Origin of the sequence: Bradyrhizobium ivorense (assembly GCF_900696085.1) — a bacterium.
In the GTDB taxonomy this organism is placed as follows: Bacteria; Pseudomonadota; Alphaproteobacteria; order Rhizobiales; family Xanthobacteraceae; genus Bradyrhizobium; species Bradyrhizobium ivorense.
This window is the reverse complement of the sequence record NZ_CAADFC020000004.1, coordinates 691,451-706,636: the sequence shown is the minus strand read 5'-3', so window position 1 is coordinate 706,636 and position 15,186 is coordinate 691,451. Positions and strand designations below refer to the sequence as shown.

Annotated in this window: 14 protein-coding genes; 6 read left to right on the top strand and 8 right to left on the bottom strand. The window is 65.8% G+C overall.

Annotated features, from left to right (window positions below; translation table 11 throughout):
- Position 1 precedes the first annotated feature (1 nt).
- Entirely contained in the window at positions 2 to 430 is a 429-nt protein-coding gene (locus CI41S_RS04070) for a GFA family protein (RefSeq protein ID WP_139857534.1), read from the bottom strand.
- Positions 431 to 639: 209 nt separating this feature from the next.
- Here CI41S_RS04070 and CI41S_RS04065 point away from each other — a divergent pair, with 209 nt between their 5' ends.
- Entirely contained in the window at positions 640 to 1,083 is a 444-nt protein-coding gene (locus tag CI41S_RS04065; RefSeq protein WP_488230464.1) for a GFA family protein, read from the top strand.
- A 173-nt stretch (positions 1,084 to 1,256) separates the two neighbouring features.
- Here CI41S_RS04065 and CI41S_RS04060 read toward each other — a convergent pair whose 3' ends face one another.
- Positions 1,257 to 1,601: a DUF1491 family protein gene (locus CI41S_RS04060; protein WP_139857532.1), complete on the bottom strand. Its 345-nt coding sequence runs from the start codon at positions 1,599 to 1,601 to the stop codon at positions 1,257 to 1,259.
- Positions 1,602 to 1,816: 215 nt separating this feature from the next.
- Here CI41S_RS04060 and CI41S_RS04055 point away from each other — a divergent pair, with 215 nt between their 5' ends.
- Positions 1,817 to 3,472: an ankyrin repeat domain-containing protein gene (locus CI41S_RS04055; protein WP_139857531.1), complete on the top strand. Its 1,656-nt coding sequence runs from the start codon at positions 1,817 to 1,819 to the stop codon at positions 3,470 to 3,472.
- A 1-nt stretch (position 3,473) separates the two neighbouring features.
- Here CI41S_RS04055 and CI41S_RS04050 read toward each other — a convergent pair whose 3' ends face one another.
- Together CI41S_RS04050 and CI41S_RS04045 are read right to left on the bottom strand one after the other, a co-directional pair.
- Entirely contained in the window at positions 3,474 to 4,229 is a 756-nt protein-coding gene (locus tag CI41S_RS04050; RefSeq protein WP_172627897.1) for a peptidoglycan-binding domain-containing protein, read from the bottom strand.
- A complete protein-coding gene (locus CI41S_RS04045) occupies positions 4,222 to 6,036 on the bottom strand; it encodes a PAS domain-containing sensor histidine kinase (protein WP_172627958.1) in 1,815 nt (604 codons plus the stop codon). The genes CI41S_RS04050 and CI41S_RS04045 overlap by 8 nt, the downstream gene beginning before the upstream one ends.
- A 431-nt stretch (positions 6,037 to 6,467) precedes the next feature.
- On the opposite strand from CI41S_RS04045, the gene CI41S_RS04040 reads away from it, so the two are divergent.
- Both CI41S_RS04040 and CI41S_RS04035 read left to right on the top strand, forming a co-directional pair.
- Entirely contained in the window at positions 6,468 to 6,851 is a 384-nt protein-coding gene (locus CI41S_RS04040) for a DUF5330 domain-containing protein (protein WP_139481902.1), read from the top strand.
- A 92-nt stretch (positions 6,852 to 6,943) separates the two neighbouring features.
- Positions 6,944 to 7,378: a SufE family protein gene (locus CI41S_RS04035; protein ID WP_139857529.1), complete on the top strand. Its 435-nt coding sequence runs from the start codon at positions 6,944 to 6,946 to the stop codon at positions 7,376 to 7,378.
- 33 nt (positions 7,379 to 7,411) lie between these two features.
- Here the strand turns inward: CI41S_RS04035 and CI41S_RS04030 are convergent, their stop codons facing one another.
- Complete coding sequence (locus tag CI41S_RS04030) at positions 7,412 to 7,825, bottom strand: Ros/MucR family transcriptional regulator (protein WP_139481904.1); 414 nt, start codon at positions 7,823 to 7,825, stop codon at positions 7,412 to 7,414.
- A gap of 184 nt (positions 7,826 to 8,009) precedes the next feature.
- Positions 8,010 to 8,894, bottom strand: coding sequence for a DUF308 domain-containing protein (locus CI41S_RS04025; RefSeq protein WP_139857528.1), 885 nt, complete (start codon positions 8,892 to 8,894; stop codon positions 8,010 to 8,012).
- 337 nt (positions 8,895 to 9,231) lie between these two features.
- Here CI41S_RS04025 and CI41S_RS04020 point away from each other — a divergent pair, with 337 nt between their 5' ends.
- Together CI41S_RS04020 and CI41S_RS04015 are read left to right on the top strand one after the other, a co-directional pair.
- On the top strand, positions 9,232 to 10,881 hold the full coding sequence (locus CI41S_RS04020; RefSeq protein ID WP_139857527.1) for an ArnT family glycosyltransferase: 1,650 nt from the start codon (positions 9,232 to 9,234) through the stop codon (positions 10,879 to 10,881).
- A 174-nt stretch (positions 10,882 to 11,055) separates the two neighbouring features.
- A complete protein-coding gene (locus CI41S_RS04015; RefSeq protein ID WP_139857526.1) occupies positions 11,056 to 11,835 on the top strand; it encodes a class II aldolase/adducin family protein in 780 nt (259 codons plus the stop codon).
- A 204-nt stretch (positions 11,836 to 12,039) separates the two neighbouring features.
- Here CI41S_RS04015 and CI41S_RS04010 read toward each other — a convergent pair whose 3' ends face one another.
- Positions 12,040 to 13,440 (bottom strand): M20/M25/M40 family metallo-hydrolase, encoded by a 1,401-nt coding sequence (locus CI41S_RS04010; RefSeq protein WP_139857525.1) that lies wholly within the window; start codon positions 13,438 to 13,440, stop codon positions 12,040 to 12,042.
- A 90-nt stretch (positions 13,441 to 13,530) separates the two neighbouring features.
- Positions 13,531 to 15,156 (bottom strand): helicase HerA-like domain-containing protein, encoded by a 1,626-nt coding sequence (locus CI41S_RS04005; protein WP_139857524.1) that lies wholly within the window; start codon positions 15,154 to 15,156, stop codon positions 13,531 to 13,533.
- Positions 15,157 to 15,186 lie beyond the last annotated feature (30 nt).

The window sequence follows — 15,186 nt, the reverse complement described above, 5'->3', positions numbered from 1 at the left end:
GTCATTCGACCAGGGTCTCACCAGAGCCGCCGAATTGCGAGGGCAGATCCTTGAATTTCGGCAGGCCGTCCTTCACCGAGACGGACTTGTTCGCGTAATGGACGTGAAGCGTCGGTTGGTGCTTGAACGCCTGGAGCAACGGCGCATAGACATCAACAAGCTTCATCCCCGGATGCTCGGTCATGATATGCCCGCCACACCGGCTGCAGAATTTCCGGTAGCTGCCCTCGGTCTTGTTGAAGGTCTTGATATCTTCGCTCCCTCGCGTCACCCGCACCGAGTCCGGAGACCACAGGCTGAAAGCATTGATCGGCGCCGCCGACCAGGCTTGGCAGTCGTCGCAATGGCAATAGCCCATCACTGCAGGCGTTCCGGTCACTTCAATCTCTACGACACCGCAAAAGCATTGAGCCTTATAGGCCTGAGCCATCTGCTCCTCCTCGTGTTCGGTCCGGCTGCATTTGCAACAAAGCTAATCATGACGCGGCACGACTAGGTGAGCCTGCAAGTACCGCTCCCGATGGCGGGTTGCCTCACCCGAACGGATGAGGCGGCTGGAAAATCCAGGCCCAGACTGCGGCGGACCGGTCGGATTCAAGCGCCGCGCGTCTGCCTGCGCCGCACCCGATCCGCCAGCAAATGTCCGACCTCCGCGAAAGGGAGTCAGAGATGGCGTGCAATCTTTCAGGCGGGTGCGCCTGCGGCGCCGTTCGGTATGAAACGAGTGCTGATCCGATGCTCATGCTGAACTGTCACTGTCGGGCCTGCCAGCGTGCGGGCGGCGGTGCCTATGCGCCGATCGTTGCCGTGCCGAAGGATGGATTCCGGTTGTACGGCGAGCTTCGCTTTCATCGCAGAATCGGAGACAGCGGCAAGGCCGTCGATCGCGGTTTTTGTCCGAATTGCGGAAGCCAGATCGTGTTGAAGCTGGAGCGGATGCCGGACCTGATTTGCCTGCAAGCGGGGAGTCTCGCGGACCCGTCGAGATTTGCGCCCGCGATGGATGTCTTCACGGAGAGCGCGCAGCCGTGGGACCAGATGAATCCTGACGTGAAGAAATTCACGCAAGGACTGGCGAGCTGACGTCCCACAGCTCGGATGGCCGGATGAATACCCACGATGTCATCGATCTGAGAAACACCAACCTGCACAACTTGACGGCTCAAGATTTTGCACTTGTCTGGAGGTAGAGCCAGCTCATTGTCCCGGGCATGATCATTCCGGAAAACCGCTTCACACTTCTTCCGGATCATGCCCTAATTCTTTGCCAGATCGAGAAAGTGCCGCCCGGCGCGATCCTCGGTCTCGACGATCCACGCATCGGGATCGAAGCGGAGTTCCTTGGCCAACCGCTCCTCGATCGTCGGCTCGGGCACCGGCTGCGGCGCAGTCGGCACGAACAGCCGCTCGACCGGGCGGCTGTCGTCATAGACCGTCTGCGGCGCCGGCGCATACAGCACGGCGTTGCCGTCCATCAGCGCCACCTTGACGAACACCGCGCCGGCCTCCTCGGCGCCCTTCTTGCGGACCGCGCCGAACACGCCTTCGGTTTGGCAGCGGCGCAGATAGGCCGCGACCCAAATAGAGGTTTTCAATCGCATGCGGCGACCTATAGGCCAGCGACGCGGCCTCGTCCAATCGTCAGATCCCAGCGCCTTGACCGTCCCGCCGAGCGCCCATATCCTGCCTCTCGCGGTGCAAGCCGCACCCGGGTCCACGGGAAGGGTTGAACCCACTTGCAGCCTCCAAGCGGCAAACTAAGCCTTTGTGCAAGCCGGTTTTGTGGACCATCGGCGATTGATGCACGGAGGTTTCCATGAATCGATCGTCCGACCGATCGCCCGCGCGATTGAATCTCGAACATCTGAAGAAGCAGGCCAAGGAGCTCATTCGCCTCTATCGGCGACAGGCGCCGGAGGCCTATGCACGTTTCCGCAGCACGCTTCCGGCGGCGACCGGGCGCAGCGACGCCGCCATCGCAGCGCTTGATCTGCGGCTCCATGATGCGCAGTCCTGCGTGGCGCGCGATCTCGGCTTTGCCTCCTGGCCCGAATTGCGGCGCTATGTCGAGGCGCAATTGCCGCTCGGCAAAAGCAAAGACGATCGGATGCGACGCTGGCTGCAGCTGGTCTACGCCGGCGACGTCGACGGCACCGCCGATCGCGCCAATCCGCGCGTTGCGGCGCGGATGCTCGCCGAGGATCCCGATCTCGCCGCTGACGATCCCTATCTTGCCTGCGCCATCGGTGACGAAGACAAGGTGCGGCAGGCTGCGGCGAACGATCCGAGTTGGGTGAACCGGCCGGGCGGTCCGCTAAAATTGCCGCCGCTGGTCGCCGTGACGCATTCCAGCCTGCTGCAGCTCCCGGAATTTCGCGCGCGCCTGCATCGCTGCGCGCGCCTGCTGCTGCAGGCCGGCGCCGATCCCGATCAGCACATCAGCAGCCGCTGGCCGCCGGGTTCGCTCGAGAAGCCCGACGATCAAAATCCGCTGTCGGCGCTGTATGGCGCCGCCGGGCGCAACCACGATCTGGAGCTGACCAATCTGCTGCTCGAGGCCGGCGCCAACCCCAACGACAACGAGTCGCTGTATCACTCCCTCGAAGGCTTCGTGACGACAGGCGCCCTGCTCGCGCACGGCGCGCGGATCGCGGGCACCAACGCGATGTACAAGGTGCTCGACGGCGAGAACGTCGCGGCGCTCGAATTGCTGCTCAAGCACGGCGGCGATCCGAACGAGCCCGCCGGCACCGCGCCATTGACCGATTGCGGTTCGCCGCTGATGTGGGCGATCCGACGGCGGCGGTCGCGCCGTTGCATTGCGACGCTGCTCGATGCCGGGGCCGATCCGCATGTCAGGACGCCCGACGGCCTCGGCGCCTACCGGTTCGCGCTGCAATTCGGACTGACCGATGTCGCCGATCTGCTGCGCGAACGCAGCGGCGCAGAGACACTCCCCGACGAGGAGCGGTTCGTCGCCGCCTGCGCCAGCGGCGACGCGCGCGAGGCGCGCCGCATCCAGGCCGAACGGCCCGATCTTCCGGGCGCGCTGTCAGCGCCGCAGTTGCGTTTGCTTCCCGAGCTCGCCGCGGCCGGTGCCGATGACGGTGTGCGGCTGATGGTCAGCTTGGGCTGGCCGATCGCGGTGCGCGGCGGCGATTGGGATGGCTCGGCGCTCAATCACGCCGTGTTCCGCGGCAACGCCGGATTGACGCGCTTCCTGCTCGAGCACGGCGCGCAATGGACCGAGCAGCACGGCTTTGGCGACAACGCATCCGGTTCGCTGTCCTGGGCGTCCTGCAACGAACCGGTCGAAGGCGGCGATTGGGCCGGCTGCGCGCAGGCCCTGCTCGACCACGGCATGCCGCGCGCCACACCGGATCCCAACGATCCGGAATGGGTGTTGGTGGCCGGGCGCAGGAAGCTGTTCTCCGACGAGGTCCGGGACGTCCTGCTCGGCGACGCCGCGTAAGCTACTCGATCGAATGGCCGATCATCGCGGTCAGCTCGTGCACCAGGCGATCGGACATCTGACCGGTCACCGGCAGCTTGCGGGCGCGCTCGAACTTCGCGATCGCGGTCTGGGTGTCCGCGCCGATGGTGCCGGTCGGCTTGAGCTGGCCGTAGCCATATTGCGTCAGCGCGCGCTGAACCGCGGCGATCCGCTTCCCGGCCGCGTTCTGATGCGCGGTCGCGGCGGGCGGGATCGGCGCGGGCGGACGGATCACGTTGGACGGCGCGGCAGCCGCTGCCGGGGCGGTCGACTTCGTCACCAGATTGGTCATCGGGTCGGAAGGCTTGCTCTCGGCCGGCCTGGGTTCGACCGGCTTGGCGTCCTGTCTGGCTTCGGTCGGCTTGGTTTCCACGGCCCTGGTCTCGACCGGCTTCGGCGGCTCCACAGCAGCCGGCTCGGCCGGACGCGCGGCAGCTTCGGCCGGACGCGGGCGCGGCAACGGACTGGCGACGGCCGCGGCCGGCGCCGGCGGCGGCAGGGTCACAACCGAACCGCCGAACATCGGCGACGGGTGACGGCCGGCCTGCAGGAACAGCGCGTTGGTCAGAATCGCGACAATGGCGGCCGCGGCGAGCACGCCCGCGACCATGTCCTTTGGACTGTACAGCAGCACGCGCAGCAGCAGGCCGCGCTCCTGCTCGGCCTCGATCGCCACCGCCTTGGCGCCGCGGCGGCGGCGCGGCGCTTCATCGTCATCCAAAGTCTGTCTAGGCACTCTTCTTCACCTGCTGAGCTTGCTCTTGTAGTCCGGACCGCAGCGCGGGCTTCAGCGTCGAGACGTTGCTGGACGGCTCGCTCGCGGCCTGCGGCGTGAACGCCAACGGCAGCGCGACCGAGACTGTGGTCCCTTCGCCCACCTTGCTTTCCACATTCAGTTCGCCGTTGTGCAGGCCAACCAGCCCCTTGACGATCGACAGGCCAAGGCCGGTGCCTTCGTGGCGGCGCTGATAGGTCTTGCCGGCCTGGAAGAACGGGTCGCCGATCCGCTTCAGGTCGTCGGCGGCGATCCCGACACCGGTGTCGGAGACGCGCAGCACAAGCCGCGATCCCTCGACCGCAGCAGACACCGTGACCTTGCCGCCGCGCTCGGTGAACTTGATGGCGTTGGAGACGAGGTTGAGCACGATCTGCTTGAACGCGCGCGGATCGCCGTTCAGGTTCGGCAGGTCGTCAGCCACGCGGGTGACGAGGTCGACGCCGCTCTCGCGCGCCTTCAGCGCCATCAGGTTGCAGCAATTGAGCAGCGCCGGCCGCGGCGCGAACGGCTCCGGCGAAATCTCGAAATTTCCGGACTCCATCTTCGACATGTCGAGGATGCCGTTGACCACCGACAGCAGATGCTGGCCGGAATCGTTGATCAGCTGCGCGTATTCCTTGCGGCGCGCGGCATCGAGCCCGAGCACGTCTTCCTGCGCGATCATCTCGGAGAAGCCGATGATGGCGTTGAGCGGCGTGCGCAGCTCGTGGCTCATGGTGGCGAGGAAGCGCGTCTTCGACGCATCGGCCTGCTCGGCGGCGTTGCGCGCCTGCTCCAGCGCCTGCTCCTGCGTCTTGCGCTCGGTGATGTCGCGGATCACGGCGACGACTTCGGCGTCGGCGTCGGCAGCGGCCTGATCGAGCGGACGGCAACGCATCTCGACCCAGATGAAGTCGGTGCCGCCGCCCTGGCTCCACGCCGCGTCGCGGCGCAGCCGAAACTCGACGCTGCGCGACTCGCCGCCGCGCGCGGCGTCCGACAGCGCGGTGAGATAGGCCGGGCGATCGGCGACGTGAACGCGGTCGAACAGGCCGTGGCCGAGCAGCCTTGATGCCGGCACGCCGAGCATGATCTCGGCCGCCGGCGAGATGAAGCGCACCGCGCCGTTGCGGCTGTGCCGCGACAGCACGTCGCTCATGTTGTGCGCAAGCAGGCGGTAGCGGTCTTCCTCGACATAAAGCAGCGCCACGCTGGTGCGCGCCAGCGACTCGGCGCCGAAGGCGAGCCCGGCCGCATAGAAGATCGCGGACACGACGCCGAAGCCGACCAGCATGCTGTTCGCCGCCACCGCCGGATCGGCGGGCGGCAGCACGTGATAGTGTCCGAGCACGCTGAGCAGCGCCGCGCAGATCATCGCCAACGCAAAGGCAAACGCCACCACGCGCCGCGACGCCGACAGCGCCGCCTCGATCGGGATCACGATCAGCCACACCGCGGCAAACGAGGTGATGCCGCCGGTGGGCGCCGCAATGGTCATCACGAGGCCGGCGAGCGCGAGCGACGACAGCACATGCGCGCCTTCATAGCGGCCGGTGCGCGACAGGAACCATGACAGCAGGATCGGCGCGGTCAGCCAGGCGAACGCCGCGACCTCGGTCGCGGTGGGCGCGCCGCGCATCGCAAGAAACACCGGGAAGGATGCGAGCGCCGCCAGGCTGCCGAGCAGCCGCGGCGCCATGAAGGCACGATGGCGTGCGCGCGTCAGCGCATCATATTGCGCCGACGGATGCAGCAGCGCATCCAGGCAATCGCGGATCAGACTCACAATACTCACAGCACTCGCGCTTCGGCTCGATCGTCAGACAGACGCGCCGGAACGCCTCCTTCGTGATTGCAGGCCAACGTGTCAGAGCGAACTTAAGCGAACGCTAAGGCGGGGCGGCCTGCCGCCAAACACCGTGCATTGGCAGCCCTCCGGCCGACTATTCACCGCGCATTTGTCGCGGATGGTGAACGAGGGGTTTCCGGATGCGACGATCTATGGTTTCGAATTGGTGGACGCGGCGCAAACTGCACATCCGCCCGGCTTGCCGCCATCAATCGAAAATTTACGCCGAATCAAATCAGGCGGATTTTCCGCGATTTTTCGGCGGATTTACTTCAATGCAAATACTTCCGATTTATCGAGCGATGCTAGGCATAAAGCCAACCGCGGCATCGACCGCAAAAGAGAAGACAGACGACCGGGATCGCGCCATGTTTTTCCTGCTGCGTTTGGCATTCTGGCTCGGGCTTGTGCTCGTGCTGCTGCCCAGGGACAAGACACCTGAATCGGAGAAGGTGCCGCAGGTCAGCGCGTCCGACGCGGTGTCGGCGGCGACCGCGACGATCAACGACATGGGCCAGTTCTGCAAACGCCAGCCCGCGGCCTGCGAGGTCGGCGGCCAGGCCGCGACCGCGATCGGCCAGCGTGCGACCGACGGCGCGCGCAAGATCTATCAGATCATCACCGACAAGAAGCCGCCCGACCACACCGGCTCGATCGGCGCCGAGGATGCCGACGTAGCCCTTGCCGCGTCCCGCGACACGCTGACTTCGGACGATCAGGCGATCGAATTCCGCGCTCCGCCGGCGCCTTAACCCGCAAATTTAGCCGCGGAACCGGTTCCATTTCCGTCGCTTTCGCGGCCCGCCTTCCCTATATAAGCCGGTAAGAACGGGACGGGCCACGGATGACGACGACGATCGACGAAATCAGGGACAACTTCGCGCTGCTCGACGAGTGGGACGACCGCTACCGCTATGTCATCGAGCTCGGCCGCACGCTCGAGCCGTTGTCCGAGGCGGAGCGCTCGGCCGAGAACAAGGTGCAGGGCTGCGTCAGCCAGGTCTGGCTGTCGAAGCGGATCGATCGCGACGGCAAGGGCGAGCCGCGGCTGATCTATCTCGGCGACAGCGACGCCCACATCGTGCGCGGCCTGGTCGCGATCGTGCTGACGCTGTTTTCCGGCCACACGCCGAAGGAGATCCTCGGCACCGACGCGCTCGCGCTGTTCGAGGAGTTCGGCTTCCGCGACCATCTGACGCCGCAGCGCTCCAACGGCCTGCGCTCGATGGTCGAGCGCATCCGCAACGACGCGCGCGAGGCGCTGGCGTCCGCGGCGTGAGGCAAATGGCCTGACGCCTTTTCGCGATGTTGCTTACTTCTTCTTCCGCGCCTGCTGGCCCAGCCCCATCTTCTTGGCGAGCTGTGACCGCGCCACCGCATAGTTCGGCGCCACCATCGGATAGTCGGCCGGCAGCCCCCATTTCTCGCGGTATTGCTCGGGCGTCATGTTGTACTGCGTGCGCAGATGGCGCTTGAGCGATTTGAAGCGCTTGCCGTCCTCGAGGCACACCAGATATTCGGGCGTGATCGACTTCTTCATCGACACCGCAGGCTTGGCCGGCTCGAGCGGCGTTTCGGTGCGCCCGGTCGAGACGCGCAGCAGGGCGGCATGAACCTGACCGATCAGGCTCGGAATATCGGAGGCCGGCGTCGGATTGTTGCTGAGATAGGCCGACACGATGTTTGCGGTCAGCTCGACCGGAGTTTTGCTTGACGTCTCGGACATGGCTCTACCTTCCCTATGCAATCGACGGCGCGGCCCAACACGCCGGCCCGGACAGTATCCGGGCATAAAAATACATTAACAGAATCGCGTACTACTTCGCTGATATGAGCGGATTACAGGAATCGCGACAAGAACGGCCGTATTTCTGCATCGAACGGCGGCCGTTGGCAAGTATTGGCGGAACTTACGGCCGCTGCTCCAGGTGCGACCTGAGCTCGTCGATCGAGGCAAACCGCATCATGCCCTCGGGCATCTGCGCTTCGATCGATCCGTCCGAATAGAGCGAATAGGCCATGCCGTCGACGACGCCCGACTTGAGGACGGTCACCGCGGGCTGTTCCGGGGGCGCCGGCGGGTGGCTGGGCGACGGCGGAGCTGAGGGCGGGGTCTGGGCCTCGCCGAAGGTCGAAGGCGAGCGGGCGCTGCGCCGCGGGGCAACGTCGACCGATCTTGGCCGTTCCGCCCTCGGCCAGGCATCGTCAAACGTGGCCGGCGCGGGCTCTGCGGCCGGGCTGGGACGCAGCTCCGGCGACAACAGGTCCGGCGTCAGCGGCTCCGCAGCGCGCCCCTGGGCACGTTCACGCTCCTTCCGCGAGGTCGAGGAAAACAGCAGGTTCCGCCGCTTGGGCGGCGCCGAGGCGTCAGGTGCGGCGGCGCTCGGCTCCGCCGCCGGGCTATCCTCGGTATGGCCGCCACGCGCGGCGATTTCTTCGTGCCAGGGCGGTGTCGCGGCCGCCGGTGTGGGGGGCGGCGACGCCGGGGCCAGCGGCGGAGGCTGCAGCGGCGGGAAGGCGATCTCGCCGGCAGCCGAGGTGCGCGGGGAAGTTGCAGGCGCCGGGAACTCGGGGCTGGCGCCGGTGGCAAGCGGGCCGAGCCGCCGGGCGATGGCCCGCAGCTCCCGGATCGCCACCGCGAGCGCCAGCACGATCGCGCCGGTGCAGACGCCAGTGACGCCGGACTGGATCAACAGGCCGCCGACGCTGAATTCCTTGTATTGGATCCCGAGGCCGATCGCCGCCAAACCTGCCAGGACGAGGCCCGCGCCGACGACCAACAAAGCAACCATCATCGAACTAACCCCCGGGAGAGCCGCCGGAAAATCGGCGCAGCCACCGACGGCCACGATACCGTCATATTGCCCACACCGCCAACCGGCAATTGTGGACAGAGTTCCTGAAAAGCAGATTTTGCCGGTATTTCGGCCTCGTCGGCATCGCGTCAGGCCTGCCGGACAAGAGGCTCCCGTAAATCTACTGACCTACGAAATACTGCCAATATATTGCAATGCATCTGGGAAATTACGCCACAATTGCCAATTACTTGGAAACGGAACTGCGCTATATGGATGCCGGGGAATGAGGCCCTAAAGCGCCAAAACGGGCCAAGGGACGCCGGTACCATTAGCCATGTCATCGATTACGACGTCTGCCATCGACACGCCTGCGCGTCGCTCGGTGGAGAAGACCTGCGACGATCTCGCCCTTATTGTCCTCGGCGCGGTCGCCTTGATCGCCGGTCTCACATTTCGCGATTACGGCCTGGGCTGGGACGATTACACCCACGCTGAGTATGCCGATCTGTTGCTGCGCATGTACGGTTCCGGTTTCAAGGACACCGGCGCGCTGTCGTTCGCCAATCTCTATATGTACGGCGGCGGCTTCGATATGGCCGCGGCGCTGCTGCACAAGGTGATCTCGCTGGAACTGTTCGAGACGCGCCGGCTGGTCGGCGCGATCGTCGGCGTCATCGGCCTTGCGGTCACCTGGCGGCTGGCGCGGCGCGTCGGCGGTCCGGTGGCCGGACTGGCCGCGCTGCTGCTGCTGGCGCTGTGCCCGACCTTCTACGGCCACATGTTCATGAACCCGAAGGATGCGCCGTTTGCCGTGGCAATGGTGATCCTGATCCTCGGCCTGGTCCGCCTGGTGGAGGAATATCCGGCGCCCTCGCCGCGCACCATCCTGATCGTCGGCCTCGGCGCCGGCCTGTCGATCGGCTGCCGGGTGCTCGGCGGACTGGCGCTGGTCTATGCGGTGGTCGGTTTCCTGCCGCTCGGAATCGAGGAATTCCGCAAGCAAGGCGCCCGCGAAGCGACGCACCGCTTTGCCCATGTGGTCTACGTGCTGCTGCCCGGCCTTGTGTTCGGCTATCTCGTGATGGGCCTGATCTGGCCGTGGTCGATCATGGAGCCCGGCCATCCGCTCGAGGCGGTGACCTATTTCTCGCATTTCTTCGAGAAGCCGTGGAAGGAGATGTTCGACGGCGCGCTGGTGTCGGTGCCGGACATGCCATGGTCCTATCTGCCGACGCTGTTCGCGCTGCAGCTGCCCGAGGTGCTGCTGTTCCTGCTGATCGCGGCCGTCGTCATCACCCTGACGTCGCTGTCGCGCGACGACGTGCCGGCGAAGCGCAAGACCATCATGCTGATGCTGACGCTGGCGGCGATGCTGCCGCTGGTGATCGCGATGGTGAAGCGGCCGGCGCTCTATAACGGCATCCGCCATTTCATCTTCGTGATCCCGCCGATGACGGTGCTTGCTGGCGTCGCCTTTGCGCGCGGCATGGACTGGCTCGGCGAACAGCGCCGCGCCTGGCAGCCTGCGGCCGTCGCGGTGTTCGCCTTCGGCCTGCTGCTGCCGCTCAGCGAAATGATCCGCCTGCATCCGTACCAGTACACGCACTTCAATCATATCGCCGGCACGGTGCGCACCGCCGACAACTACTTCATGCTGGACTATTGGGGCCTGGCGCTGAAGCAGGCCTCCGACGGATTGCGCGAGCAGCTTGCCGAACGGCAGGAAGTACCGCCGCAGAACCGCAAGTGGAAGGTCGCGGTGTGCGGACCGCAGCGTCCGGCGCAGGTCGCGCTCGGGCCCGACTTCACCATCGGCTGGGACAGCAACGCCGCCGACTTCGCGATGACGCTCGGCGAGTTCTACTGCAAGGGCCTGGCCGCGCCCGTGATGGTCGAGATCAAGCGCGACGACGTCGTGTTCGCTCGCGTCTACGACATCCGGGGCCGCAGCATCTCGAGCCTGCTGGCGATCCCGGCGCCGTAAGGCACGGCAAGCTAGTCAATTCGCTGCCCACTTTCTCCGTGCCGGAGCATGATCTTTCCGGATCGTGGGCCAGCGTTCACATGCCGGCATGACTGTCACGCCGGTACGCCGCCTTGCTGCGCTAACGCGGCAGCGTTAGGCTCCGACGAAATCACACCAACGGAGCAAACGGCCATGTCCCCAGCGGAAGCACGCTTGAAGGAAGTCCCCGCGGATATCAGCGCCGCGGAATGGGAGCAGCGGATCAATCTCGCCGCCTGCTATCGCCTGGTCGCGCTCTATGGCTGGGACGATCTGGTCGACACCCACATCTCGGCGCGCGTGCCGGGACCCGACCATCACTTCCTGATCAATCCCTACGGGCTGATGTTCGACGAGATCACGGCGTCGAGCCTCGTCAAGGTCGACCTCGACGGCAACCAGCTGTCCAAGAGCGACTACAGCATTAACCCGGCCGGCTTCACCATCCATTCGGCGATCCACGAGGTGCGCGAGGATGCCGGTTGCGTGCTCCATCTGCACACGATCGACGGCACCGCGGTATCGTCCGACCCCAAGGGTCTGCTGCCGCTGAACCAGACCGCGCAGCTCGTCACCCACGACCTCGCCTATCACGACTATGAAGGCATCGCGCTCGATCACGACGAACGCCCGCGCCTGCAGCGCGACCTCGGCAGCAAGAACCACATGCTGTTGCGCAACCACGGCACGCTGACCGTCGGCCGCTCGGTCGCCTCCGCGTTCGAGCGCATGTATCATCTGGAGCGCGCCTGCTCGATGCAGGTGGCAACCCGCGCGCTCGGCGGCGCCGCCTATCCGGTCGACCAGCTCGCGATCGACAAGAACACCGAGCTGCTGTCCAACCCCGACCGTGCCGAGCTGCGCTCGACCCAGCTGGTCTGGCCGCCGCTGCTGCGCAAGCTCGACCGGGTGAACCCCGGCTACCGAGATTGAATTTTCACAATCTTCGGGTAAGATTCGCCTCAACACCCTCTGCACTATCGGAATCAAAACGCCGTCCAATCCCGGGCGGCGTTTTTACTTTCAGATCCGTAGCCCGGATGCAGCGCAGCGCAATCCGGGGCGGCGCATCCGCGGCTCGACTGTCCCGGATTACGCTTCGCTCCATCCGGGCTACGGGCCGCACTTCGCTGCCTGCTATTTCGCCTCGGCGAATGCGGCGAGGATCCGCGCCCAGGAGCGGATGCCCTTGTGAAAACTCTTGAGGTCGTACTTCTCGTTCGGCGAGTGGATGTTGTCGTCGTCGAGGCCGAAGCCGATCAAGACGCTGTCGAGGCCGAGGGTGCGCTTGAAGTCGGCGACGATCGGGATCGAGGCGCCGGAGCCGACCAGCAGCGCCTCCTTGCCCCATTCGTCGGTCAGCGCGCGCTTCGCCGCCGCTAAGGGCTTCATGTTCCAGTCGAGCGCGATCGCCGGCGCGCCGGAATGCTCGGTGAACTCGGCCTTGCAGTCCGCCGGCACGCGGGCCTTCACATAGGCGCGGAACGCCTCGCGGATCTTTTCCGGGTCCTGCCCTTCGACCAGGCGGAACGAGACCTTGGCCGACGCCTCGGCCGGGATCACCGTCTTCGAACCCTCGCCGGTGTAGCCGCCGACGATACCGTTGATGTCGCAGGTCGGACGCGACGACACCTGCTCGATCAGGAGCCGATCCGTCTCGCCGGCCGGCAGCGACAGGCCGATCGGCTTCAGAAAACTGTCCGCCGTCATATTGAGGGTCTTCCACTGCGCCAGGATGTCCGGCGGCAGATCCTTCACGCCGTCGTAGAAGCCGGGAATGGTGATGTGGCCGTTCTCGTCATGCAGGCCGCCGAGGATGCGCGTCAGCACGCGGATCGGATTCTGCGCGCCGCCGCCGAACACGCCGGAATGCAGGTCGCGATTGGCAGCCTTGATCTTGACCTCGTCATAGACCAGGCCGCGCAGCGCGGTGGTGATCGCCGGCGTGTTGGGATCCCACATGCCGGTGTCGCACACCAGCGCGAAGTCGGCCTTCAGCTCGTCCTTGATCGCCTCCAGGAACGGCACGAAGTTCTTCGAGCCGATTTCCTCCTCGCCCTCGATGACGATGGTGATGTCGATCGGCAGCGATCCCGTCACCGTCTTCCAGGCCCGGCAGGCTTCGACGAAGGTCATCAGCTGGCCCTTGTCGTCCTCGGCGCCGCGCGCGACGATGATCTTGCGGCCGTCGGCGTGGTCGGTCACCACCGGCTCGAACGGCGGGCGATGCCAGAGGTTCAGAGGATCGACCGGCTGCACGTCGTAATGGCCGTAGAACAGCACGTGCGGCCGCCCGTCGGTCGAGCCGTTGAGCTTGCCGACCACGGCCGGATGGCCGGCGGTCGGACGCACCTCGGTCTTGAAGCCGAGCGTCGCGATATCCTTGGCGAGATGATCGGCGGCCGCCTTGCACTCATCGGCAAAGGCCGGATCGGCCGAGATCGATTTGATCCGGAGCAGCGTGAACAGCCGCTCGAGGCTGTTGTCGAAATCGGCGTCGATGCGGTCGAGGACCGGCTGCAGCTTGGCGTTGGACATCGCGGATATCCTGTTGGTTGGACGGTTGCGCCGGGTTGTAGCGCGCCGGCCGCGGGAGAGCAAAGCGGCGCTCGCGCCCAACGTGTATGACTATCTGCGCAGCAACCCGCCGAGCGCGCCGCGCACCAGCGAACGGCCGATCGAGCCGCCGATCGAACCGCCGACCGACTTGCCGAGATCGGCGACCACGCCGCCGATCACCTTATCCGTGACCGAACGGGTGACGTTGCGCGCAATCACCTGCCCGGTCGACAGCCGGCCGCGCTTGACGTTGGTGCCGAAGATCGTGGCAGCGATCGAGCCGATCTGGCCGAGCAGGCCGCCGCCCTCGCCGCCGCCTCCCTCGCCGTCCGCGGGCGCGGCCGTGCCGGCGATCCGCTTCTGGATGATCTCGTAGGCCGACTCGGCGTCGACCGCGGTGTCGTATTTGCCCTTCACCGGGCTCGCATCCATGATCGCCTTGCGCTCTTCCGGCGTGATCGGTCCGATCCGCGCCGACGGCGGCCGCACCATGACGCGCTCGACCATCGACGGCGTGCCGCCGCCCTCCAGGAACGACACCAGCGCCTCGCCCTTGGCGAGCTCCATGATCACGCGCGCGGTGTCGAGCTTCGGATTGGGCCGGAAGGTCTGCGCCGCCGCGGCCACCGCCTTCTGGTCGCGCGGGGTGAAGGCGCGCAGCGCGTGCTGCACGCGGTTGCCGAGCTGCGCCAGCACCTTGTCCGGCACGTCGATCGGATTCTGGGTGACGAAGTAGACGCCGACGCCCTTGGAGCGGATCAGCCGCACCACCTGCTCGATCTTGTCCATCAGCGCCTTCGGCGCATCGTTGAACAACAGATGCGCTTCGTCGAAGAAGAACACCAGCTTCGGCTTCGGCAGGTCGCCGGCCTCCGGCAATTCCTCGAACAATTCCGACAGCATCCAGAGCAGGAACGTGGCGTAAAGCCGCGGGCTCTGCATCAGTTTGTCGGCGACGAGGATGTTAACCATGCCGCGGCCGTCGCGGTCGGTCTTCATGAAATCCTTCAGCGTCAGCGCCGGCTCGCCGAAGAATTTCGTGCCGCCCTGGTTCTCGAGCACCAGCAGCTGGCGCTGAATGGTGCCGACCGTCGCCTTCGAGACGTTGCCATAGCTTTGCGCCGCCTTGCGGATCGGCGCCAGCGGATCCTCCTCGTCGTCGGCGGCCTTCTTGCCGCCGTTGGGCGCGATCGCATCCAGCAGCGCGCGCAGATCCTTCATGTCGATCAGCGTCAGGCCGTTTTCGTCGGCGACGCGAAAGGCGACGTTGAGCACGCCTTCCTGCACGTCATTCAGATCGAGCATCCGCGACAGCAACAGCGGGCCCATCTCGGTGACGGTGGCGCGCACCGGATGGCCCTGCTCGCCGAACACGTCCCAGAACACGGTCGAAAACTGATCCGGCTGGAAATCGAGCCCCATCTCCTTGGCGCGCTTGATAGTAAAATCCTTGGCCTCGCCGACCTCGGAGATCCCGGAGAGGTCGCCCTTGATGTCGGCCGCGAACACCGGAACGCCGGCGCGCGCAAATCCTTCCGCCATGACCTGGAGCGACACCGTCTTGCCGGTTCCGGTCGCGCCGGTCACAAGGCCGTGTCGGTTGGCCAGCGCAAGCGTCAGCCACGCTGTCTCCTCGCCCTTGCCGATAAAAATCTTTTCATCGGTATCGGCCAGTTTATTGCCGGAGGTCGCCATCGCTTCGCCTCTTCGCGCAGATTAGATCGG